General features: G+C 47.3%; 19 protein-coding genes and 1 pseudogene. 12 read left to right on the top strand and 8 right to left on the bottom strand.

Annotated features, from left to right (window positions below):
* Window positions 1-156 precede the first annotated feature (156 nt).
* The 6 genes and pseudogenes from HRU42_RS16105 (at window position 157) to HRU42_RS16080 (ending at window position 4,057) form a co-directional block, all read left to right on the top strand.
* The gene (locus tag HRU42_RS16105) at window positions 157-705 is read left to right on the top strand and encodes an HNH endonuclease signature motif containing protein (protein WP_295032466.1); all 549 of its coding nucleotides are present in this window, start codon (window positions 157-159) and stop codon (window positions 703-705) included.
* A gap of 22 nt (window positions 706-727) precedes the next feature.
* A pseudogene (locus HRU42_RS16100) lies at window positions 728-1,255 on the top strand (DUF885 domain-containing protein); the annotation flags it as partial.
* Window positions 1,256-1,470: 215 nt separating this feature from the next.
* Entirely contained in the window at window positions 1,471-2,154 is a 684-nt protein-coding gene (locus HRU42_RS16095; protein WP_295032464.1) for a response regulator transcription factor, read from the top strand.
* 152 nt (window positions 2,155-2,306) lie between these two features.
* The gene (locus tag HRU42_RS16090; RefSeq protein WP_295032462.1) at window positions 2,307-3,434 is read left to right on the top strand and encodes a M14-type cytosolic carboxypeptidase; all 1,128 of its coding nucleotides are present in this window, start codon (window positions 2,307-2,309) and stop codon (window positions 3,432-3,434) included.
* A 27-nt stretch (window positions 3,435-3,461) separates the two neighbouring features.
* Window positions 3,462-3,779, top strand: coding sequence for a zinc ribbon domain-containing protein (locus tag HRU42_RS16085; RefSeq protein ID WP_295032460.1), 318 nt, complete (start codon window positions 3,462-3,464; stop codon window positions 3,777-3,779).
* Window positions 3,776-4,057 (top strand): DUF1315 family protein, encoded by a 282-nt coding sequence (locus HRU42_RS16080; RefSeq protein WP_295032459.1) that lies wholly within the window; start codon window positions 3,776-3,778, stop codon window positions 4,055-4,057. The genes HRU42_RS16085 and HRU42_RS16080 overlap by 4 nt, the downstream gene beginning before the upstream one ends.
* 153 nt (window positions 4,058-4,210) lie before the next feature.
* Here the strand turns inward: HRU42_RS16080 and ansA are convergent, their stop codons facing one another.
* Window positions 4,211-5,224, bottom strand: a complete 1,014-nt coding sequence (gene ansA / locus HRU42_RS16075) for an asparaginase (protein ID WP_295032457.1) — start codon at window positions 5,222-5,224, stop codon at window positions 4,211-4,213.
* Between the two features lie 211 nt (window positions 5,225-5,435).
* Window positions 5,436-7,277, bottom strand: coding sequence for a signal peptide peptidase SppA (gene sppA, locus HRU42_RS16070; protein ID WP_295032456.1), 1,842 nt, complete (start codon window positions 7,275-7,277; stop codon window positions 5,436-5,438).
* Window positions 7,278-7,443: 166 nt separating this feature from the next.
* On the opposite strand from sppA, the gene HRU42_RS16065 reads away from it, so the two are divergent.
* On the top strand, window positions 7,444-9,477 hold the full coding sequence (locus tag HRU42_RS16065) for an FAD-dependent oxidoreductase (protein WP_295032454.1): 2,034 nt from the start codon (window positions 7,444-7,446) through the stop codon (window positions 9,475-9,477).
* 423 nt (window positions 9,478-9,900) lie between these two features.
* Here HRU42_RS16065 and yfaE read toward each other — a convergent pair whose 3' ends face one another.
* From yfaE to ubiG, 5 genes are all read right to left on the bottom strand, one after another.
* The gene (gene yfaE, locus HRU42_RS16060; protein WP_295032452.1) at window positions 9,901-10,281 is read right to left on the bottom strand and encodes a class I ribonucleotide reductase maintenance protein YfaE; all 381 of its coding nucleotides are present in this window, start codon (window positions 10,279-10,281) and stop codon (window positions 9,901-9,903) included.
* Window positions 10,250-11,380 carry a class Ia ribonucleoside-diphosphate reductase subunit beta gene (gene nrdB, locus HRU42_RS16055; RefSeq protein ID WP_295032450.1) on the bottom strand — a complete coding sequence of 377 codons (1,131 nt, stop codon included), beginning with the start codon at window positions 11,378-11,380 and terminating at the stop codon, window positions 10,250-10,252. Before nrdB ends, yfaE begins: the two co-directional genes overlap by 32 nt.
* Before the next feature lie 112 nt (window positions 11,381-11,492).
* A complete protein-coding gene (nrdA, locus tag HRU42_RS16050; RefSeq protein WP_295032448.1) occupies window positions 11,493-13,781 on the bottom strand; it encodes a class 1a ribonucleoside-diphosphate reductase subunit alpha in 2,289 nt (762 codons plus the stop codon).
* Between the two features lie 424 nt (window positions 13,782-14,205).
* On the bottom strand, window positions 14,206-14,886 hold the full coding sequence (locus HRU42_RS16045; RefSeq protein ID WP_295032446.1) for an HAD family hydrolase: 681 nt from the start codon (window positions 14,884-14,886) through the stop codon (window positions 14,206-14,208).
* Complete coding sequence (ubiG, locus tag HRU42_RS16040; RefSeq protein ID WP_295032469.1) at window positions 14,886-15,599, bottom strand: bifunctional 2-polyprenyl-6-hydroxyphenol methylase/3-demethylubiquinol 3-O-methyltransferase UbiG; 714 nt, start codon at window positions 15,597-15,599, stop codon at window positions 14,886-14,888. Before ubiG ends, HRU42_RS16045 begins: the two co-directional genes overlap by 1 nt.
* Before the next feature lie 420 nt (window positions 15,600-16,019).
* Here ubiG and gyrA point away from each other — a divergent pair, with 420 nt between their 5' ends.
* Both gyrA and serC read left to right on the top strand, forming a co-directional pair.
* On the top strand, window positions 16,020-18,740 hold the full coding sequence (gyrA, locus tag HRU42_RS16035; protein WP_295032468.1) for a DNA gyrase subunit A: 2,721 nt from the start codon (window positions 16,020-16,022) through the stop codon (window positions 18,738-18,740).
* 154 nt (window positions 18,741-18,894) lie between these two features.
* Window positions 18,895-19,986, top strand: a complete 1,092-nt coding sequence (serC, locus tag HRU42_RS16030; RefSeq protein ID WP_295032444.1) for a 3-phosphoserine/phosphohydroxythreonine transaminase — start codon at window positions 18,895-18,897, stop codon at window positions 19,984-19,986.
* A gap of 182 nt (window positions 19,987-20,168) precedes the next feature.
* Here serC and HRU42_RS16025 read toward each other — a convergent pair whose 3' ends face one another.
* On the bottom strand, window positions 20,169-21,374 hold the full coding sequence (locus HRU42_RS16025) for an amino acid aminotransferase (RefSeq protein ID WP_295032442.1): 1,206 nt from the start codon (window positions 21,372-21,374) through the stop codon (window positions 20,169-20,171).
* Window positions 21,375-21,815: 441 nt separating this feature from the next.
* Between HRU42_RS16025 and aroA the strand changes: the two genes are divergently transcribed.
* From aroA to HRU42_RS16010, 3 genes are all read left to right on the top strand, one after another.
* Window positions 21,816-23,096, top strand: coding sequence for a 3-phosphoshikimate 1-carboxyvinyltransferase (aroA, locus tag HRU42_RS16020; RefSeq protein ID WP_295032440.1), 1,281 nt, complete (start codon window positions 21,816-21,818; stop codon window positions 23,094-23,096).
* Window positions 23,097-23,361: 265 nt separating this feature from the next.
* On the top strand, window positions 23,362-24,054 hold the full coding sequence (cmk, locus tag HRU42_RS16015) for a (d)CMP kinase (protein ID WP_295032439.1): 693 nt from the start codon (window positions 23,362-23,364) through the stop codon (window positions 24,052-24,054).
* Window positions 24,055-24,156: 102 nt separating this feature from the next.
* The coding region (locus HRU42_RS16010) for a S1 RNA-binding domain-containing protein (RefSeq protein WP_295032437.1) at window positions 24,157-24,679 on the top strand (523 nt) is incomplete at its 3' end.

The following is a 24,679-nucleotide window of genomic DNA, read 5'->3' as shown; positions in this document are numbered from 1 at the left end:
TGCTTTATTAAAGCTGTCCAATCTTCATGAGAACGTTTAGCCATATTAACTCCTGATGTCATTGTCAGTCGTTAAGATAAAGGCTCAATGAGATCAATTGAAGATGTACTTGCCCAGACGCTCACAATACATTTAAGTAAACAAAGGTATTGAACTATGAAAAAATATTGCAGGAAATGTAAGATCAAGACTGAACGATATAATGCTCCTAAAGGTTGTAATATTGGTAGATGTAAGCATTGTGCTAAGGTAAAAGCTAGAGCATGGGCGATGTCTAACCCTGAAAAAGCCAATGCAAAAGCTAAAGTTTGGCGTGATTCCAATCCTGAAAAAGTCAAAGCTGCATATAACGCTTATAAATTAGCTAATCCAACCAAAGATAAAGTTTATAGAGAAGCTAATTCAGAAAAAGTTAAAGCTTCAAAAGCAGCTTGGGCTAAGGCTAATCCTGATAAAACAAGAGCGTATGGAGCTAGGTATAGAGCAACCAAGCTAGCCCAGACGCCCACAATGAGCGAAGAAGAGCTTAGGCACATTGAGTACTTCTATCTATGCGCAGAGATATTTAAGAGTCATACAAGTACGGATTACCACGTTGACCACGTAAAACCATTATCCAAGGGAGGCTTGCATCATCCTATTAATTTACAAGTGCTTACAGCTAAGGCAAACTTAACCAAGGGTGCAAAATGGGACGAAACATAAAACTACTTAAGTGATTCATTCGAATCACTGGATCTTGCAGGTGCTCAATATTCACGAAGCCATACCGGGTCACTACACTCAGCTGGTCTATTCAAATGAGTCGCCGAGCATGATAAAGAGCTTGTTTGGTAATGGCGCCATGGTCGAAGGTTGGGCAGTCTATACCGAACGTATGATGCTCGAAGAGGGTTATGGTGATTTTGAGCCAGAGCTCTGGTTGATGTACTACAAGTGGAATCTACGAGTCATAGCTAACACGATTCTCGACTACGGCATTCAGGTACAGGGCATGACTGAACAAGAGGCGCTTAACTTGATGACCCAAGAAGCCTTCCAGCAGACGGCGGAAGCCGAAGGTAAGTGGAGGAGGGCGACCCTGAGTCAAGTACAGCTGACCAGCTATTATTCAGGCTACCGTGAGATCTATGATTTTAGGGAAGAGCTTAAAATGTCTCAGGGTGAGCAATTTGACCTTAAAGGCTTCCACGAGCAATTTCTAAGTTACGGCAGTGCGCCCGTTAAATATATTCGCGAGCTGATGATGAAATAGCCCTAATCACTCGATTTTAAACGCATGTTGGCGGTCAATAAAAAAAGATCAGATAATGCTGGTCTTTTTTTGCTTTAGGGATTTACAATGCATTAACCATAATAGTTAGTATAAATAACTAACATTGCTCACATTTACTTAAAAAACAACTGGAATTAAACTAATAGCTATAGTAGTGTTAATGATAACGGTTCGCATTCGCAGTATTTGGTGAGATGAGCAAAATATTATTGGTCGATGATGATCTAGTGTTTAGGGAATTACTTGAGGAAGCGTTAGAGGCTGAAGGACACAATATTGTCTGTGCTGAGAATGGTTTTGAAGCATTGGCAATTTTAGAGGAAGACCTCCCCGATATTATTCTGCTAGATATTATGATGCCAAAATTAGATGGATTTGGTTTATTGGCTGCAAGGAAAGATCAGCTCCCTGTGATAGTTATTTCTGCCATCGATAATGAAGATGAAAGAATAAAAGGCTATGAACTTGGGGCCGATGATTTTCTTACAAAGCCTTTTAGCGTAAAGGAGCTTTTAGTCCGCATGATAGCATTACAACGTCGCGTAGCATTAACTCGAGCAGAGCAATTTACTGTTAACCCAACCTCTGACACGGAAGTTAAATTTGACGATACTCAATATTGTGTTTCGATAGCATCGAGAAAGGTTATCCTTACTCAAACAGAATTTAAATTATTTAAGTACCTGTTCGAACGCAAAGGGGAAGTGATCACCAAACAGGAGTTACAGCGCAGTGTACTGCACAAGGATCTTGGCAGATTCGATCGAAATCTGGATATGCATATCAGTAACACTCGCCGTAAATTAGCCGATACCCAGCTACCCAAGACCCTGATTAACACGGTCAGAGGACAAGGGTATAGCTTTGCTAATTGGTGAACCAGGTTAAATTAAGGATACAAAAGCCACATTCGATGTGGCTTTTTTGTTTTTTAGCTGCCCCAATGCACATTTTGGTTTATCCTATAGGCCATTTATTGAGTCTCTAGGTTCAGATGACTCATTCTCTCAGATTAATCAAAGGAAGACCTATGCGGATCAGTGCTAATTTTGATGGTGGAAACATTGAAGTCATCAATCAAGATGATATTAATGATGTGCAGTTAGCCATTCGTCCGGACGTTGGTGGAGAATTTTACCAATGGTTCAATTTTCGCCTCGAAGGTGAGGTGGGTAATCGATATCTGCTTAATATTGTCAACGCTGGCTCTGCCTCTTATCCACAAGGTTGGGAAAACTATCAAGCCGTAGCCACATACGACAGACAACAATGGTTTAGATTACCCACAGAGTATAAAGATGGCAAATTGACCATAGCGGTCGATCTCGACTGTGATGCGATTCAAATTGCCTATTTCGCCCCATACAGTTATGAGCGTCATCAAGATCTGCTGGCCGCAGTGCAAGTGCATCCACTGGTGAGTCTTGAGCACCTGGGTCTGACACTCGATGACAGAGATCTGACCTTAATCAAGGTGGGTGATGGCGACGAGTCGAAGGCAAATATCTGGATCACCGCACGTCAGCATCCGGGCGAGACCATGGCCGAATGGTTGGTAGAAGGCTTTATCAATAATTTGCTCGACGGTGATTGTGCCAATGCAAAGGCTTTATTAGACAAGGCAAACTTCTATATCGTGCCTAACATGAATCCGGATGGTTCGGTGAGAGGCCACTTGAGAACCAATGCTGCCGGCGTCAATCTCAATCGTGAATGGCTCAGCCCATCTCTCGAGAAGAGCCCGGAAGTATTCCATGTCACTAATAAGATGAAAGAGACTGGCGTGGATCTGTTTTATGATGTGCATGGTGATGAAGGCCTGCCTTTCGTCTTCCTTGCAGGTTGTGAAGGCGTCCCTTGTTACAATGATAAGATGGCCGCAGTGCAGCAAAAATTTGTTCAAGCACTCAAGTTAACCAGCGCTGACTTCCAAACTGAGTTTGGTTACGATAAAGACGAGCCTGGCAAGGCAAATCTCACCGTGGCCTCTAACTGGGTTGCTGAGACATTCCAATGTTTGTCTAATACATTGGAGATGCCATTTAAAGATAATGATAATTTAGCCGACCCTATGTCGGGATGGTCTCCTGAACGCTCAATCTACTTAGGTGAAGCCTCACTCACGGCGATGTTAGCCGTAGTGGACGAGCTTCGCTAGTTCACTCATCATAATTTTGAGGTAGCGATGGCATTAATTCAATGTCCAAGTTGTCAAAAACGGATCTCGAGTAAGGCGACGACATGCAGCTTTTGCAATGCAGACCTGACCGGTAATACTGACTCATTGACCACCATCAGTCATATTAAACGTTCGAATCAGCTGATGAACCACAGCATGTTGTCCATGACCTTGTTTATCGCGGGAGTGGTGATCTGGTTTTGGGGGGGCGAGCCTGCCCAAGGGATTCGATCTTACATCGCCGGCGCGTGTTTTGTGTTGGGCTTTGTGGGCTACATGATCACTCGCGTGAGAATGGTATTGCATAAACGGAAGAGTGTATGACAGATATAAATAAGATGATCGATGAGATGTCCCCAGTCGTCTATGAGAGACTCGTCAGCGGCGTAGAGTTGGGAAAGTGGCAAGACGGTACTGTGTTATCGGCAGCCCAGCGTGACTCGACGCTGCAATTGGTGATGTTGTATCAAGCGAGAAGATTGAACCAAACAGACCATTTTACGGTTAACTCTGCCGGACAGATCAATGAATTATCTAAGTCTGAGCTGAAGAAGCAGTTCAAGGGCGAGTCCATCGCCGAGTTTAAAGAGAAAGACCTTTAATATATCTGCTAGGCATCTCTAATAAAAAGGCGAGTAACCAAACAGAGTGACTCGCCTTTTTTGTTTATTTTCTGGCTAATATGCGCAGCATATTATTCCTAATCTCCCATACCTAAAGAAACAACCCGTTTACAGTAAGATTTCAATGGCAGATTAATCTTCGCTCAGCTCGCCAACCAGATCTTGCTGCATGGCCTCTCTCACTTGTGTGGGAGACATAGGCTTAGATAGAAGATAGTGCAGCTTAGCCAAGGCGGCTTCCGTCGTCATATCCGCACCACTGATCACACCAGCTTCTTGCAGGGCGCTGCCTGTCGCATAGCCCGACATATTAACCTTGCCCTGTAGACATTGGGTGAGGTTAACCAAGACTATCCCACGTTGACTCGCTTGTGACAGCACTTTAAGCAGCGCTGGATTTTGTGGGGCGTTACCGACTCCATAGGTAAGCAAGATCAGTGCTTTGACCGGTTGTTGTAAGATGTTCTTTATGACATCTGTGGTGATGCCTGGGTAGAGTGTCACCACGCCTATTGGCTGGGGACTGATGGTGGCGACGTCCAAAGGCTTATCCGACGGCACCGCTATTTTCCCGGCCTTCATGTGGATCTTAATGCCTGCCTCGAGTAATAAGGGAAAGTTAGGTGAGGCGAAGGCGCCGAAACCATCGGCATGAGTCTTGGTTGTTCTGTTTCCCCGAAACAGCTTGTTATTAAAGAATAAACACACTTCAGCGACCGGATAATTGGCGGCAATGTAGAGCGAGTTTAACAGGTTGGTTTGACCATCGGATCTGAGCTGGGCTAGGGGGATCTGAGACCCGGTGACAATCACAGGTTTTGACAGGTCTTGTAGCATGAAAGACAAGGCCGAAGCGGTGAAGGCCATAGTATCTGTGCCGTGCAAGATCACGAAACCATCATACTTATCGTAGTTTAACTTAATATCATTGGCGATCATCTGCCAATCTGTCGGCGCCATATCCGATGAATCTATCAGTGGACAATATTCCTGGATCACGAATTCCGGCATATCCTCATGATAAAACTCAGGCATGGCCTTGACACAATCTGTAAGAAAACCTGCGACAGGGGCGAAGCCATGGGAGGCCTTCTGCATGCCTATGGTACCGCCTGTATAGGCAACATATATGGAACGTTTGGTCATGATTAAATTCAGATGGACGCTATTTGGTTGAAGTATACTTGCTTGGTGGGCTTCACCCAATGGTTTCCGCTATTTATAATATTTAAACTTGTATTGGTACTTGTACTTGTATTAGTCATTAAAAAACCCGAGCAGGCTGGGCCTGATCGGGTTTGTGTTTGTTGCAGAGCCAGTGTTTAGACTCTGTTACTCTGGCTCAGTCATGCTGAGATCATAGCGTACAGTTGTCGCAGAACAGGTACATGCCGTTAGGATCATCGAAGCTATTGAACTCTTCAATCACACCTGACCACTGAGTCAGCACTTGCTCTATGATTGAATTACCCATGCTGCTCTGAGGCAAATAAGCGGCGGCCGATGCGAACATCTCCTGGATAAAGAGCTCTTGTGGGCTCAACTCTTGTTCTATTATTTGGCTATCGAACTCTGCTAAGTCGGCCATTTCAGCGGCCTTGGCAACGGCATTGTGCAGATCGCCAAGCTCATCGATGAGTCCTAACTCGAGTGCCTTACGGCCGGACCACACTCGTCCTTGAGCGATGGCGTCGACAGCTTCCAGGCTCATGTCGCGCTCTTCAGCGACCAAAGAGATGAAGTCATGATATCCACGTTCAATGTGACGTTGAATGACACTCTTAATCTCTGGGGTTAAGCCTTTGGCTACCGAAATGCCCGCCCACTGTGAGGTGGCAACACCATCTGTGTGTATGCCTAAGCTAGAGAGTGAATCTTCGAAGGTGGTGATCATGCCGAAGATGCCGATGGAGCCCGTGAGTGTGGTGGGGGTGGCATAGATGTAGTCGGCACTCGCCGAGATCCAGTATCCACCGGAAGCGGCATAGCTGCCCATGCTCACGACAACGGGTTTACCGGCAGTCTTGAGTGCCAGCACTTCTTGACGGATCTGCTCAGAGGCAAAGGCACTGCCACCAGGGCTGTCTACGCGCAGAACCACGGCCTTGACATTATCATCAAATCTGGCCTTGCGGAGCAGCTTAGAGGTGCTCTCACCACCAATCTGACCTGCGGCTTGGTTACCGTTGAGTATGGTACCTTTCGCGACTATGATGGCGACGGTATCCTCGATGAAGAGATCCGCTTGAGTCGACATCAGCGACTGATAGTCATACAAGCTTACCTGCTTGTAACTGTTGCCCTCTGTGGCTTTGCCCACAGTGTCTATCATCTTCAGCCTGAAGGCTTCTGCAGAGGCTAATTCATCCACCCAACCCATATTGATTGCCATATCTGCCGATTTACCATCGGCCTTATCCAGCTCTCGCAGGTAATCTTCAGCATCGAGCACCAGTTGCTCTGGCTTGATGTCACGGTTGCTTGATACTGTGGCGGCATAACTGGCCCAGATATCATTGAGTAATTCAATGTTGGCTTCTTTAGCGGCCGGAGACATATCGTCGCGGATATAAGGCTCGACGGCTGACTTGAAGGTACCGACACGGAAAATATGCGCATTGATTTTAAGCTTATCCAATGCCGATTTATAGTACTGACGGTAGCGACTCAAGCCATTTAATTCCACACTTCCCTGTGGGTTAAGATAGATGGTGTCGGCGAAGCTGGCTAAGAAGTATTGATTCTGTCCGTACCAATTGGCTGTTGCCAGTATAGGTTTGCCCGTTGCTTTAAAACGGATCAGGGCTTCACCAATAGATTGAAGTTTACTTATCCCAGTCAATCTGAGATGCCCCATGTCTAATACGATAGCAGAGATACGCTCATCGGCGGCGGCATTATCGATAGCATTGAGGATATCGGCGAGTAAGATTTCATCCGAACCATGGTTATCTTTGCTGCTTTTCATGGCCGCTTCGATGGGATCGACTTGACGTTTTTGTTCCACGACTGAACCGGCTAGGTCCAGTACCAGGGCTGAGCCAGATTCAACCTGAACATCATCATCGACACTGACAGCGACGATAACGATGGCGAGCAAGCCGAAAAAGAACAGGTTAAGCACCAGCTTTCTTAATCCGTTGATACTTTTCCAGATTAGCTGAAATATTCTTTTAATTAATGAGGGTTTAGCGGACATCATCCATTCCTTAATGACTTCAATATCACTATGCTAACTGAAAAAAAGCCAATTAGGGTAATTGAATTGTAAAGGGATCTAATAAAACCCAGCCAGCGCAAAAGTTGAGCTTAGGGGAAACAAGAGGTATGCTGATTTAAATCACTTGTTTAAAAAGGATGTTTGAATGTCGTTTCCGCATTTATTAGAACCCTTAGATCTGGGCTTCACCCAGTTAAAAAACCGTGTGCTAATGGGCTCCATGCACACAGGTTTAGAAGAGGAAAAGGGCGGTTTTGAGAAACTGGCAGTATTTTATCAAGAACGTGCTCTAGGTGGAGTGGGTCTCATCGTCACCGGCGGGATCTCGCCAAACTTACGTGGCCGCCTAGCACCTAACGGCTGTCAACTCAGTTTCCCCTGGCAAGTGTCTAAGCATAAGAAGGTAACCAAGGCGGTGCATGACGGCGGTAGTAAGATTTGTATCCAGCTGCTCCACGCCGGTCGCTATGGCTATCATCCTTTTTCTGTGGCGCCGAGCAAGTTAAAGTCGCCTATTAGTCCATTTATGCCTTCGCCCATGTCAGCCAGGCAAATTCGTGGCACCATCAAAGATTATGCGACCTCATCTGCCTTAGCTAAAAAGGCGGGTTATGACGGCGTAGAGGTCATGGGGTCCGAAGGTTATCTCATTAACGAGTTTATCTCTGCCAGCACTAACGTGCGTGATGATGATTGGGGCGGCAGTTTCGACAAGCGGATTAAATTTCCACTGGAGATTGTGCGTAGCATACGCGAGAAAGTCGGCAAAGAATTTATCATCATTTTCAGGCTCTCCATGTTAGATCTGGTCGACAACGGCTCCTCGTGGGAAGAGGTGGTCGAGTTGGCTAAGCGACTCGAGAAGGAAGGGGTCAACATCATTAATACCGGGATTGGTTGGCATGAAGCCAGAATTCCCACCATAGCCACCAGTGTGCCAAGAGGCGCTTTTGCCTGGGTCACCGAGAAACTCAAGTCTGAAGTCTCGGTGCCACTCATCGCCACCAACAGAATTAACACACCGGAAATTGCCGAACAGATCATCGCATCGGGCCAGGCCGACATGGTCTCCATGGCGAGACCCTTCCTAGCCGATCCGGATTTTGTCAATAAAGCCGCGGCGAATACGCCTGAACTCATCAATACCTGCATTGGTTGTAATCAGGCGTGTCTAGACCATGTGTTTGCGCGTAAACGTGCTACCTGTTTGGTTAACCCCAGAGCCTGTTATGAGACCGAGCTTAATTTCTCGCCGGCTAAGAACAAGAAACGTATCGCCGTCATGGGCGCTGGACCTGCGGGCATGGCATTTTCTATCTACGCCGCCACTCGAGGGCACGATGTGGTCTTGTTCGAAGCGAAAGCAGAAGTCGGTGGTCAGTTTAATCTTGCCAGAAAAATACCGGGTAAAGAGGAGTTTGACGAGACCATACGTTACTTCAAGGCCCAGATGAAGCTCAACAAGGTCGAGTTAAGACTCAATACCCGTTTGGACGCCTCCGTGGTTCGGGATGAACAATTTGATGAAATTGTGATGTCATCGGGTGTGGTGCCAAGAGAGCTCAAGCTCGATGGCTTCGATGACCCTCGCGTGGTGGATTATCAACAAGTGCTAAAAGGTGAAGTGACCTTAGGTAAACGCGTCGCCTTGATCGGTGCCGGCGGAATTGGCTTCGATCTGGCTCATTTCATCTGTGAGCAGGAGTCTTCAACCTTGCAACCCGATAAATGGTTAAAACAATGGGGCATAGATAAAGAGTATAAACACCGAGGGGGTCTGCGCCATGCCGATGATGCTAATGCTCTCGAGAGCAAGCCTGAGGCCCATGAGATCTATCTGCTGCAACGTAAGACGACTAAGATGGGCAAAGATCTGGGTAAGACCACGGGATGGATCCATCGCTCAGTGCTGAAACAGCATAAGGTCAAGATGAAAACCGGTGTCAGCTACCGTAAGTTCGACAATCAGGGCTTACACATCTCCATTGATGACAAAGATGAGATATTAGCCGTGGACAATGTGGTTCTCTGTGCCGGTCAGGTGTCTAATCGCAGCTTGCTCGAAGAGATGCAAGCCACAGGCCTACCGGTTCATCTCATCGGTGGAGTCGACGTCGCGGCCGAGCTCGATGCGAAACGCGCCATCAGACAAGGTGCCGAGCTGGCCATCGCGTTATAACACGACTGATTTCATTACTTGTCAGTGACTCTAGGGCTCGTCATTCCCGCCATGCAAAACTTGTCATTCCCGCAATGCTTGTGGGCGGGGATCCAGCTATTTTGATGATTTTTCGAATGAAGCTGATTACATTTTCTGTTTTAGCTTTTAGCTGAGTGGGTATTGGGTGGTTCACTTTAAGGTCGACCCTTCATGGTTATTTAGAGCCTGCGGCGGTGCAGTCTAGGGTCTTGTCGATCGGAATGACAAGATGCTGGCCTATACCTAGACTTGAATCGTTTTCTACTTGCGATTTAGAGGGGGGAACGATTGGGTATGGCTTCAAATAATTAGCCTGTATGGATACTTGAATCGATCGTTTTTATCCAGGATGGGATGATTACAAGCAGCGCTTATTCTATCGCGCTGCTTGTGTCTAACGGATCAGGATTCGGTCTCAGTGGGTTCCTGCGCGATCACCGCGCTTGTTATACCCGGGCGAGTCACGACATCTGCGCCTTCTGGCGACAGATCAAGGTCTAAGTCGCTAGTGGGTGTGCAACAACAGGGCAGACACTCATCGGCTTTGAGTGCGAATAAGGGCTGAGTATGGTAGGTCACACTGCCGCTGATGATCTTGGTCTTACAAGCGCCGCAATAACCATTACGGCACTCAGAGAAGAGCTGAACCTTCTTCTGCTCCAGTGCGAGCAAGAGGTTAGGGTGCTGCTGATTAAACAGCAGCACTGGCTGACCATCGAGACTGACTATGGGCGCTTTTTTAAAGATTTTACTAAAGGTCAAAGTCTTCAAATTCACTTTCATCGATAGAGGCATCGATTTGACCCACAAGGTAAGAGGACACTTCTACTTCTTGTGGTGCGACTTGAACCGCATCACTCTCTAACCAGTTCTTCATCCAAGGCAGTGGGTTAGTGATCTCGTCATAGTGGCACGGCAGATTGACCGACTTCATGCGCTCATTGGTTATGTACTCGACATATTGACACAAGATAGCCTCGTTAAGACCTATCATGGAGCCGTCTTTAAACAGGTATTGGGCCCATTCTTTCTCTTGCTCGGCGGCTTTGACAAAAATGTCATAGGCTTGCTGTTCACACTCTTTGGCTATCTCGCCCATTTCAGGATCGTCAGCACCGGCGCGCATTATCTTGAGGATATGTTGCGTGCTGTTAAGGTGCAGCGCCTCATCACGGGCGATAAGACGGATAATCTTAGCATTGCCTTCCATGACATTACGCTCGGCGAATGCGAAAGAGCAGGCGAAGCTCACGTAGAAACGAATCGCTTCTAACACGTTGACCGACACCATACACAGATAGAGTGACTTCTTGATCGTACGTTGTGTGACCAAGAGTTCTTTACCGTTGATGGTGTGTGTGCCTTCACCGTGAAGGTGGAAGGCTTGGGTAAGCTGAATTAAGTCATCATAGTACTGGGCAATATCTGTCGCACGCTTGAGGATCTCTTCATTTTCGACTATGTCATCAAAAATGATAGAAGGATCGTTAACAATATTACGTATGATATGGGTGTATGAGCGTGAGTGAATGGTCTCAGAGAAGGACCAGGTTTCAATCCAGGTTTCCAGCTCAGGTAGCGACACCAGAGGCAAGAATGCCACATTAGGTGAGCGCCCCTGAATCGAGTCGAGTAAGGTTTGATATTTCAGATTGGAGATGAAAATATGTTTTTCATGATCTGGAAGTGCGGCGTAATCAATTTTGTCTTTACTGACATCGACTTCTTCTGGGCGCCAGAAAAAAGACAGTTGTTTTTCAATCAGCTTTTCAAACACTTCATATTTTTGTACGTCGTAGCGGGCGACGTTAACCGACTGCCCCATGAACATAGGTTCAAGACGCGCATTATTAGGTGTTTGACAAAATGTAGAATAGGCCATGTTTTCTTCCAGAATACAGGGGCATCAAGCCCCTAATAAATTTAATTATGGACTCAATCATTATATGATGAATCCTGATCTCAATCACTGCAACGTGTTATACCGATAGGTATTATATTTTACACGCACCGCCTTCGCAGTCCTCGTCTTCTTTCTCTATGCTGATAATGCTATCTAGCTGATCCGAAGCGCCATCACGAGTGTTGTGATAGTAGAGCGTCTTGACTCCGAGTTTGTAAGCATTGAGCAGGTCTTTTAATAATACCTGCATCGGGACCTTGTTACCTTCGAATCGGCTTGGGTCATAATTAGTGTTTGCCGAGATGGATTGGTCGACAAACTTCTGCATCAAGCCAACAAGCTGTATATAGCCATCATTATTGGGCATCTGCCACAGCAATTCATAGCTATGTTGATACTTCTCAAAATCCGGCACCACTTGCTTTAGCTGACCATCTTTACTCGACTTAACACTGATGAGTCCACGCGGTGGCTCGATACCATTGGTCGCGTTGGATATCTGTGATGAAGTCTCCGATGGCATCAGAGCGGATAAGGTTGAGTTACGCAATCCATGTTTAACTATGTCTTGACGCAGTGTTTCCCAATCCATATGCAATGGCTCATCACATATCTTATCCAGGGCGCGCTTGTAGGTATCGATAGGCAGTACACCCTTCGAATACGTGGTTTCATGGAATAACGGGCAGGGGCCTTGCTCTTTGGCCAAATTCATCGACGCCTTGAGTAGATAGTACTGTATGGCTTCGAATGTCCTGTGGGTGATGTTATTAGCCGAGCCATCTGAGTAGCGTACCCCTTCCTTCGCCAAGTAATAGGCAAAGTTAATCACGCCTATGCCTAAGGTACGACGGTTCATCGAAGATTTACGCGCGGCCTTGATGGGGTAATCCTGGTAATCGAGTAAGTTGTCTAAGGCTCTCACGGCCAGATCTGCCAGAGGCTCGAGTTCGGATAGATCCTTGATCGCACCTAAGTTTAACGCAGACAAGGTACAGAGGGCTATTTCGCCTTCTGGATCATCTATGTTATTGAGCGGCTTAGTCGGCAGTGCAATCTCAAGACACAGATTTGACTGTCTGATTGGTGCAACCTTGCTATCAAAAGGACTGTGGGTATTACAATGATCCACATTTTGAATATAGATACGCCCAGTAGAGGCACGTTCTTGCATCATCAATGAGAATAGCTCGGTTGCCTTAATCTGTGTTTTGCGCACCGAGGCATCGGCTTCATATTGCAGATACAGACGTTCGAACTCGTCTTGGTCTTCAAAAAATGCATCATAAAGCCCAGGTACATCCGATGGGCTAAATAAACTGATCATTCCGCCCTTGATCAGGCGTTGATACATGAGTTTGTTTAATTGGACACCATAATCCAGATGACGGACACGGTTATCTTCGACACCCCGGTTATTCTTCAATACCAGCAGTGATTCTACTTCGAGATGCCACAGAGGGTAGAACAAGGTGGCTGCACCACCACGAACTCCGCCCTGGGAGCAAGACTTAACCGCGGTCTGAAAATACTTAAAGAAAGGCAGACAACCGGTATGGAATGCCTCACCGCCACGGATAGGGCTACCTAAGGCTCGAATTCGACCCGCATTCACACCTATGCCGGCACGCTGGCTGACATATTTTACGATAGAAGAGGCCGTCGCATTGATTGAATCTAAGCTATCGCCACATTCGATCAACACACACGAGCTAAATTGGCGTGTCGGAGTACGCACTCCAGCCATGATAGGTGTCGGCAGTGAGATCTTAAAGGTGGAAACCGCATCATAGAAACGCTTAATGTAGCTTAGGCGTGTCTCTTGCGGATATTTAGCGAACAAACAGGCGGCGACTAATATATACAGGAACTGCGCACTCTCATATATCTCGTGAGTGACGCGGTTTTGCACCAGATACTTACCTTCGAGTTGTTTGACTGCCGCATAGGAGAAACTCATATCACGCCAGTGATCCACATAACCATCTAAGATGTCGAGTTCTTCGTGGCTGTAATCTTCAAGAATATGTTTGTCATATTTACCGGCCTCGACCAGCTTCACAACATGATCATACAGTGCAGGCGGCTCAAACTGGCCGAATGCCTTCTTTCTCAGATGAAAGACGGCTAAGCGGGCAGAAAGGAACTGATAATCGGGTGCTTCCGGTGAGATGAGATCGGCAGCGGCCTTAATAATCGTTTCATGAATAGCTTCGGTAGGAATACCATCGAAAAATTGCAGATGTGATCTTAGCTCCACCTCTGATACGGAAACATTTTTAAGATCTTTGGCTGCCCAAGTGATCACTCGGTGGATCTTGTCTAGGTCGATGGTCTCGCGCTCGCCACTACGTTTGGTGACTTTCATATTGCTATTCATTAAAGATAGGCCTTGATAATATTTTTTGAGTATGAGGGGGTAATCATCATGCTAGGATCCCCTGTATAACAACCAATTTCAACACCCTAAATTGGTCATTTCCATGACGAGAAACACGTCATTACTAGTGTCTCTATTTGTCACTCACACACAATATATAGTGTTTTTAAATTTATAAGGTACAAGATAGTGTCGTTTGGGTGATTTTGCAAGTCCCATTTATTTCAACAAGCTGTGGTCATCTTGTGGATAACTTGAGGGTAAGATTTAGGGTTAGTATGGGCTAACCTTTGAGGTCGGAATTCATTGGCTTTATCCCATTGAGGTGGAATATTGAACGCACAAGAGATGATGAAAAGATCACCGGATCGATTGGCGATCTTTTAGATCTTGTGGACCTTATATGAGCAGTAACGCCTGTGTGCTATCGGAGAAATTTAACTACATCCAGGGGGGAGTCGAAATGATAATCGCTAGGCCAATTCTCCGGTGTGTCTGTTGCACGGATATAGCCCCATAGCGCGACGCCACCTAGCATTCCCGATCCCCGCGCCGCGATAAGATCACGCTCGGCATCGCCAAGATAGAGGATCTCTTGGCACTGGCACTCAATCTGCTGTGCGGCGAGCAGCATGGGCGCGGTATGAGGTTTAGGGTAAAGTGTACTGTCACCGCTGATCACGGTTTTCATCGACGGTGTCAAACCTAGGGCCGCGATCAGAGGCCTAGTATACCTGGCAGGCTTGTTGGTCACTATGCCAAAGGGGATCCCTTGATGGTTCAAATGCTCGAGCAGCTCAGCGATGCCAGCAAATAACCGGCAAAATTGACCATTTACATCGGTATAAAATTTTAGCAGCAAGTGCTGTGCTTTAAGGTGAACCTCCTCAGAGGCCTCAGGTAAGGCCGCTTTAGCCAGCGCCATACTGCCATCGGAGGCGATATGGCGCATGGCCTCTTGGCTCACTTGCGGGTAACCTAACTCGGCTAAGCTCATATTCAAGGCCGCCACCAGATCCGGGGCGGTGTCGGCCAGCGTGCCGTCAAGATCGAATAACACGGCCTTGATGCTGACTCTGCTAGCCTGCTCGCAATGGCTTGTCATCAATCTTCACTCTTACGTGTGGCGATCATGTAGTTCACCTCGACACTCTGGGTATAAGTGAAGGTGTCCGTTAGCGGGTTATAGGTGATCCCCGTCGCATCTTCACAAAACAGCTCGGCCCGCTCGGCGAGTGAGATTAGCTCAGATGGTTTGATAAACTTATTATGGTCGTGGGTCCCAACAGGCAACATCTTAAGCAGGTATTCGGCGCCCAAGATGGCTTCTATATAAGCACGTAGATTTCGATTGATGGTGGAGAAGAACACATGACCGCCGGGTTTGACCATATCGGCACAGGCTTGCACCACAGACCCAGGGTTAGGGACGTGTTCGAGCATCTCCATACAGGTGATCACATCAAAAGTGGCCCTATTCGCATCCCGGTGAGATTCGGCAGTGTCCTGTATATAGTCAAGCTGAACGCCGGTTTCTAAAGCGTGCAGTCTGGCAACATCGAGAGGCTCGGTGCCCATGTCTAAGCCAATCACCTTGGCGCCGATGCGGGCCATGCTCTCAGATAAGATACCACCGCCACAACCGACATCCAGGACTCGCTTACCAAACAGGCCGCCACAGGTCTGATCGATATAGTTGAGTCGAAGCGGGTTGAGCTTATGTAAGGGCTTAAATTCGCCTTCTGGATCCCACCAGGTGGCTGCCATTTTTTCGAATTTTGCGATCTCGGCCGGATCGACATTTATCTCAGGTTTAATTGCTTGCTCCACTACATCACCTCAATAGGGATTATTAATGAGGCCATTATACCCATAGAATGTCAGATTCAAAGCCGGTATCACTATGAATCCCACGATAGCCATAGTCCCCATCGAATGTCAGATTCAAAGTCGGTATCAATTTGAATCCCACGATAACCATAGTCCCCATAGAATGTCTGTTGCAAAGCAGGTATCAATTTGAATCGCTCGAATATTTAATCAATTGATTAGCGAATATGGTTTGATTTTGGTCAATTGTTTTTGAGTGAACACTTATTTATCTTCAAAGTTGAATAGGGTCTGGCGACAAAAAATAACTGTGTTAGAATGCCAAATCACGTTTTCAGGCTGAGCCATCTACCGCGTCATTTCGACGGGTATTTAGGGGAAGCACAATTTCAAGGGATCGAGCAGTTTATGACTGATCTGGCTTCATCTATAACACCAATTAATATTGAAGACGAATTAAAAAATTCATATCTAGATTACGCCATGAGCGTGATCGTGGGCCGTGCATTACCAGATGTTCGTGACGGTCTTAAACCCGTTCACCGCCGCGTACTCTTCGCGATGAGTGAACTTAAAAACGATTGGAACAAACCTTATAAGAAATCGGCACGTGTTGTCGGTGACGTTATCGGTAAGTACCACCCTCACGGTGATACCGCGGTTTATGACACCATCGTTCGTATGGCACAGCCTTTCTCAATGCGTTACACCTTAATCGATGGCCAAGGTAACTTTGGTTCTGTCGATGGTGATGCCGCGGCGGCGATGCGTTATACCGAAATTCGTATGGATAAATTAGCCCATCAGCTATTGGCGGATCTCGAGAAAGAGACCGTCGACTTTGTGCCTAACTATGATGGTACTGAGTTTATTCCTGCAGTGATGCCTACCCGCATACCGACACTCTTGATCAACGGTTCTTCAGGCATTGCCGTGGGCATGGCGACCAATATCCCGCCGCATAACATTACTGAGGTGATTAAAGGCTGTTTGGCGCTCATCGAAGAGCCGGCACTGTCCATCGAACAGCTAATGGAATACATTCCGGGTCCCGATTTTCCCACTGCCGCCATTATCAATGGTCGCAAAGGGATCATCGAAGCCTACAAGACGGGTCGTGGACGTGCAATCATGCGTTCCAAGGCTGAAGTTCAAGTCGAAGATAATGGCCGTGAGCGCATTATTGTTCACGAACTTCCCTATCAGGTTAACAAGGCCCGTCTCATCGAGAAGATAGCCGAGCTGGTTAAAGATAAGAAGATTGAAGGCATCACAGGTCTGCGTGATGAATCCGATAAAGATGGCATGCGCATCGTTATCGAGATCAAGCGCGGTGAGGTGGGTGAGGTTGTACTGAACAATCTTTATGCCCAGACTCAGATGCAATGCTCATTCGGGATAAACATGGTGGCCTTGACCAATGGTCAGCCAAAATTGTTTAACTTAAAAGAGATGCTAGAGTGTTTCATCTTACACCGCCGTGAAGTGGTGACGCGCCGTACCGTATTTGAACTGCGTAAGGCGCGCGATCGTGCTCACATCTTAGAATCTCTAGCGATTGCGCTGGCCAACATAGATCCTATCATTGCGATGATCAAGGCGTCACCGACGCCTGCTGAGGCCAAAGTTAAGCTAGTTGCCCAAGGTTGGGAGCTAGGTCATGTTAAAGCCATGCTTGAGAAGGCCGGTGATGATGCGGCGCGTCCTGAATGGCTAGAGCCTGAGTACGGCATTCGTGATGACCGCTACTACCTCACCGAGCAACAAGCACAGGCTATCTTAGACTTACGCTTACATAAGCTAACCGGTCTAGAGCATGAGAAGATACTAGCCGAGTATGAAGAGCTGATTGAGCTTATCGCGGCGTTACTCTATATCTTGCACAGCCCAGAACGCTTATTGGAAGTGATCAAGGAAGAGCTGAACGAAATACTGGAAAACTTCGGGGATGAGCGCCGTACCGTCATCAATGCTAACGAAGTCGATATGAGTCTGGAAGATCTTATCAACGAAGAAGATGTGGTCGTGACCTTATCGCACTTAGGCTACGCCAAGTATCAGCCTTTGACCGATTACCAGGCTCAGCGCCGTGGTGGTAAAGGGAAGTCGGCGGCAAAAGTGAAAGATGAAGACTTCGTCGAGAAGTTACTCGTCGCCAACACCCACGATACGATTCTGTGTTTCTCTGATTTTGGTAAGCTCTATTGGCTTAAAGTGTATCAGTTGCCGCTCGCTAGCCGTCAGGCTCGTGGTCGTCCAATCGTTAACTTACTGCCTCTTGCTGAAGGTGAGCACATTACGGCCATCTTGCCTGTGCGTGAATATGCCGATGATAAATACATTATTATGGCAACCTCACACGGCACAGTGAAGAAGACAGCACTGACCGCCTACAGCAATCCTCGTGCAAACGGCATCATAGCCGTGAACCTTAAGGATGGCGATGAGCTGATCGGCGTCGATATTACCGATGGCAAGGATGACATCATGTTGTTCTCCGATGCGGGTAAAGTTGTGCGTTTCAACGAGATGATGAGAGACTCTGAAACCGGTCAGATCAAACTCGATCCGGACACCAACGAAGAGCTGGTTGCCCTGCGACCTATGGGCCGTACCGCAACGGGTGTTCGTGGTATTCGCTTAGAAGATGGTCAGAAAGTAGTTTCACTGATCGTGCCCAAAGACAATGGTGCTATCTTGACCGTCACCGAGAATGGCTACGGTAAGCGTACCGCACTCGATGAGTATCCGGCTAAGAGCCGTGCGACTAAGGGCGTCGTCTCTATCAAGATCAGCGAGCGAAATGGTGCCGTAGTCGGCGCCGTGCAAGTCGGTGAGAATGATGAGATCATGCTTATCAGTGACAGAGGTACCTTAGTACGTACGCCTGCAACCGGTGTTTCTACTATCGGTCGTAACACTCAAGGCGTGACGATAATTCGTACCGCCGAAGGGGAGAAGGTTGTTGGTCTTCAGCGTATCGATGAAATCCAGGAGGATGAGGTCGAGCTCGATGAAGAGGGCAATCCTATCATCCAAGAGGGTGATAACGTCGAAGCGGAGCGAGTCGAAGGCGAAGCACCGAAAGGTGACGATGAGCCCGAAGCTGAGGCAGAGCCTGCCGAATAAGCGTTAACCTCTAAAACGAGCGTCCAATTGGACGCTCGTTTTGTTTTAGGCTAGCGTAAAGTAAAACAGAGAATTTCAAATATAAAAATATAATAACGACAGCTATGTGCCTGATGGCAGACTGACTTATTACTAAAGATAAGAGGATAGAGACGTGAGCGTGACTTATAATTTCTGTGCAGGTCCTGCGATGTTACCCCAAGCCGTAATGCTAAAGGCGCAATCTGAGTTATTGAATTGGCAAGGCCTAGGGACGTCGGTGATGGAGATAAGTCATCGCAGTAAGGCGTTTATTGCATTGACCGAGCAAGCGGAAATCGATTTGCGTGAATTGATGTCGATCCCTGCTAATTATCATGTGTTGTTTATGCACGGCGGCGGCCGAGGTCAGTTCTCTGCTGTGGTGAATAATTTTCTTGGTCAGCAGGGTAAAGCCCTCTACCTAGTCTCAGGCAGCTGGTCTCAATCGGCTGTTGCAGAAGCCAAGAAACTCACCTGTGACGCCCAGATAGACAGCATAAATATAGTAGAAAATGCTAACGGAATGAATCATGTAGTCTTACCTGATCTCACCAAGATAGAGCAAGACTATTGTTACCTGCATTATTGCCCTAACGAGACTGTTGACGGTATCGAAATATTTGATGAACTCGAGTCTCCTTGGCCCATCATTGCCGATATGTCATCCAATATCATGTCCCGGGAGATAGATGTCAGCAAGTATGCCTTGATCTATGCGGGCGCTCAGAAGAACATCGGCCCCTCGGGTCTGAGTATTGTCATCGTCCGCGATGACATGCTGACACTGCCGAGTCTGCCTCAGTCTTCAGTCATGGATTATCGTTTAGCGGTTAAACACGGCTCCATGTACAACACGCCGCCGACTTTCGCCTGGTACCTGGCTGCCGAAGTGTTCAAATGGCTTAAAACCAGTGGTGGTGTCGCGGCTATGGCCAAGATAAACCTGCACAAGGCGGCGCTGCTGTATGACTTTATCGACAGCAGTGATTTCTACACGTCTAAGGTGAGCGTCAACAATCGTTCTGTGATGAATGTGACATTTTACCTGGCCAATGACGCGCTCAACGCTGAGTTTATTCATCAAGCCAGCGAAGCAAAACTGGTGGCGCTGAAGGGTCACAGGAGTGTGGGCGGCATGCGCGCGAGTATCTATAATGCCATGCCAGTCGAAGGGGTGGAGGCGTTAGTCGAGTTTATGCAGGATTTTGCTGTTAAAAATAGTTAATGCAAAGATGACGCTCATTTCATGGGCTATAAGACGCAGTGAACTGGCTAGGTAATGCTGACTTCGTCAGCTAGATGAAAGATTCAAAGAGGAGCCTTTCATTTAGCCAACGAAGTTGGCGTCCTATAGCGAAGCGTCGAACAAGGCACTCCCCGTCGGCTAGCTTATTTAGCGAGTGTGTTTTATATTACTTTCGCTATCGATTCCGCTAAGTGATCGACGTTTGCCAGTCCAATTCCCGCTATGCTGATGCGGCTAGAGTCCACCATGTAGATGCCGTGTTCTTGTTGCAGACAGGTAACCTGCTCTGCATTGACGCCCAGGAATGAGAACATGCCTTTCTGCTGGGCGATAAAGCCAAAGTCACGCTTAACTCCCTTCTCGATCAACTTGTCTACCAGCATGTTGCGATTGCCGTTGATGCGGTCTCGCATGATTTTAAGCTCATCTAACCATTGCTGCTTTAGTTCATCGGATCCCAGGATGGTTTCGACTATGGCGGCGCCATGAGCCGGTGGCATAGAGTAGATGCAGCGCACCACATAGAGCAGCACTGAGAAGGCCACATTCACGCTGGCGGCATCTCTACCTACGATGGAACAGGCACCGATACGCTCGCGGTACAGGCCGAAGTTTTTAGAGCATGAGCTACACAGAATCATGTTATCTACCGATGCGGCCATCTTACGTACGCCATAGGCATCTTCATCCACGCCGACACCAAAGCCCTGGTAGGCCATATCGATAAGCGGTGTGAAGCCTTGTTGCTGGGTTATCGCTATGATTTGATCCCATTGATCTTCACTGAGATCCATGCCGCTGGGGTTATGACAGCATGCATGAAGCAAGACCACATCGTCAGGACCTATCAGCGACAGGGCAGCCTTCATCTCATCGAATTTCAGACTCTTATTGTCGTAATCGTAATAAGGATAGGTCTTGACTTGAATGCCGGCAGCTTCGAACAAGCCAGTATGGTTAGCCCAGGTAGGATCGCTGACCCAGATCACCGCTGTTTGTGAGCGTGTTGCTGAACTGGCACGCTTAATAAATTCTGCGGCGACTCTTAAGGCGCCCGTTCCACCCGGGGTAGACACGGTGCGGATACGATCGGCTAACAAGGCTGGATTATCCTTGCCGAAAGCGAGTTCACCCAGCAGGTTATTAAATGGGGCTGAACCCGTGGGACCGATGTAAACTTTGGTTTCCTCGGTATCGATGCGATGTTGTTCGGCTTTCTTAACGCAGGCTAAGATTGGGGTATGACCCAGCTCATCTTTATACACGCCGACGCCAAGATCTATCTTGTTAGCGCGGGTGTCTTGCTGGTATTGAGTCATCAAGCCGAGGATAGGATCGGCAGGCATAGCGGTGAGAGTGTCGAACATAAGCTTATTTACCCTTTTATTAGATTTGTTGGCGTAATCCGCCTCTTACTCATTAACTTTAGAGTAACGTAAAACACAGGCACAGTAATAGTCGAACGGGCTAAATCGGTAAACTAATTATCTGGCAGTATTCATTGCCACTGCGTTATTCGTCGCAGGATATAAAGAGACAAAGGTGACGTTTACCTAAGATAGGATGCCAATAGTGATATAAAAACGACACTTTGAAGGTAAAACCCCCTTAAACAGCATAAAAACATAAAAAAGTGTTGAATACTGCCGCTTAATCGGTAATTTTAGTACTACGAAGTTCAAACACCGGTTAAGCAGAACACCATTTTGTCGTGATGGTGCCAGTCGTAAACTTTACAGTCTGTTTGCCATGAACATCTAATGTTAACCAGCGGTTTGTTTGTCCCGCGATGATAAAGAAGTATTTTAATGAAGCAGCTACGTCTCGAGCCCATTAGCAAGGTCCAGGGCACCATCAATATCCCTGGCTCTAAAAGTATCTCTAACCGTGCACTATTACTGGCCACGCTAGCCAAGGGCACCACGACTCTGACCAACTTGTTAGATTCTGATGATATTCGCTATATGTTGGCATCGCTCAAGCAATTGGGGGTGAACTATCGACTCTCCGACAAGAATACCGTCTGTGAACTCGAAGGGATCGGAGCACCACTCGATGCCAAGCTGGCGCAGACACTGTTTCTCGGCAATGCCGGCACGGCAATGCGGCCCCTGTGTGCGGCATTGACCTTAGGTCAGGGTGAATTTACCTTAACCGGTGAGCCGCGCATGGAAGAGCGTCCCATCGGCGATCTCGTCGATGCACTGCGACAACTTGGCGCCTCGGTGACGTATCTTAAAAATGAAGGGTTTCCTCCATTGACCATTAACGCGACCGGGCTAAACGCCGGTGATGTTGAGATAGCAGGGGACCTATCCAGCCAGTTCTTGACCGCGCTCTTGATGGTTGCCCCGCTTGCCAAGGGGGAGGTTAACATCAAGATCAAGGGCGAGCTGGTCTCAAAGCCTTACATTGACATCACCATCGCCTTGATGGCGCAATTTGGCGTCGAGGTGATAAATCATGATTATCAGCGTTTCGAAATCAAAGCGGGCCAGACCTATGTGTCACCGGGTAAGGTATTAGTCGAAGGCGATGCCTCTTCGGCGTCTTATTTCCTCGCCGCCGGCGCCATCAAGGGCGGCGAAGTTAAAGTCACTGGTGTGGGGCGTCTGAGCATTCAAGGCGATATTAAGTTTGCCGATGTGCTGGAGAAGATGGGCGCCGATATCGAATGGGGTGATGATTACATCATCTCTCGGGTGGCAAAACTCAAGGGGGTGGATCTGGACATGAACCACATTCCGGATGCGGCGATGACCATAGCCACTGCCGCCATGTTTGCGACCGGGACCACCACCATTCGTAATATTTATAACTGGCGCATCAAGGAAACCGATCGCCTAGCCGCCATGGCCACCGAGCTGAGAAAGGTGGGTGCCATCGTGGATGAAGGCCATGATTATATTTCTATCACACCGCCGAGCAAGCCACATACGGCGGAAATCGATACCTATAACGACCACAGAATGGCCATGTGCTTCTCCATGTTAGCGTTTGCCGATTGTGGCATCACTATTAATGATCCAGATTGTACGTCTAAGACATTCCCCGATTACTTTCAACAATTTGCCGCATTAGCCCAGTAATTTTTAATCAGTCAAACAATCATGGGCCATCTGGCCCATGATTGTTTCTACTCATTTCAAGCCGTACTCCTTTATGCTGATTTTTATTCCATTTGAATCCACCGAGTGAAATTAATACCGCTTTATTTTATTACTTGGTTTATAATACGCGCGCTTAATTTTCAGTGTGCGGGTAAGCAAGTGCCGTATACGGATTAACATATGGGTCACTGGAAGCACTCATTTAAAAATCTTAGGGAAGATAGATTTTACTGTGGAGAAATTTATGTCAGAACGGGCTCCTGTTGTCACTATTGACGGCCCTAGCGGTGCGGGTAAAGGTACGATTAGCCAGTTGTTAGCCGAGCGTTTAGGCTGGAAACTACTGGATAGCGGTGCGATTTACCGGGTCTTAGCCTTAGCCGCTATTCATCATAATGTTCAACTCGATAACGAAGAGTCTCTTACTTTACTTGCCGCGCACCTGGATGTGCAGTTCATTACCGGCAGTGAAACTCAAGGTATCAAGGTCGTACTCGAAGGCGAAGATGTCTCAACAGACATACGCAGCCAAGAGTGTTCAAATGCGGCTTCTATCGTGGCCGCATTCCCACGTGTTCGCGAGGCGTTATTGCGTCGTCAACGTGCCTTTAACGCAGCACCGGGTCTCATTGCCGATGGTCGCGATATGGGCACAGTGGTTTTTCCTGGTACACCCGCTAAAATTTATTTAACTGCATCTGCGGAAGAAAGGGCCCAGAGACGCTATAATCAGTTGCAGGACAAGGGCTTCGATGTTAATATTGACCGTCTTTTGTCTGAGATTAAAGAGCGTGATGATCGCGATATGAATCGCAGCGTTGCCCCCTTAGTCCCGGCCGATGATGCATTGGTCATAGATACTTCGGGTATCGGGATAGAAGATGTGCTCAATCTTGCATTGGCACACATAGAATCAAAATTACCAAACGTGAGTTAATGTTAACTCACGTTTAACTATTCGCAACATGGATGATGCGGATTATTATACTGACTCCACGTCCAGGATGGGCTGTGGTTTATTAAAGAAAGTAACTTAAAAATGACTGAATCTTTTGCTGATCTATTTGAAGAATCCCTAGCAACTTTGGAGTTTCGTCCTGGTTCTATCGTAACAGGTGTTGTTGTACGCATCGAAAACGGTACTGTACTAGTTGACGCGGGTCTAAAATCTGAAAGCCCAATCCCAGCGGAACAGTTCAAGAACGCTCAAGGCGAACTTGAAGTCTCTGTTGGTGATACTGTGCACGTTGCGCTTGACTCTGTTGAAGATGGCTTCGGTGAGACTCAACTGTCTCGCGAGAAAGCTAAGCGTCACGAAGCTTGGATTGTTCTAGAAAAAGCGTACGAAGATGCTGAGACTGTAATCGGTGTCATCAATGGTAAGGTTAAAGGCGGTTTCACTGTTGAATTAAACGGTATCCGTGCATTCCTACCTGGTTCTCTAGTTGACGTTCGCCCTGTTCGCGATACTGCTCACCTAGAAAACAAAGATCTAGAATTCAAAGTTATCAAGTTAGACCAGAAGCGCAACAACGTTGTTGTTTCTCGTCGTGCTGTTATCG

It is taken from the genome of Shewanella sp. (genome assembly GCF_013214165.1).
GTDB lineage: Bacteria > Pseudomonadota > Gammaproteobacteria > Enterobacterales > Shewanellaceae > Shewanella.
Note: the sequence above shows the minus strand (reverse complement) of the source record. Positions and strands in the feature narration are given on the sequence as shown.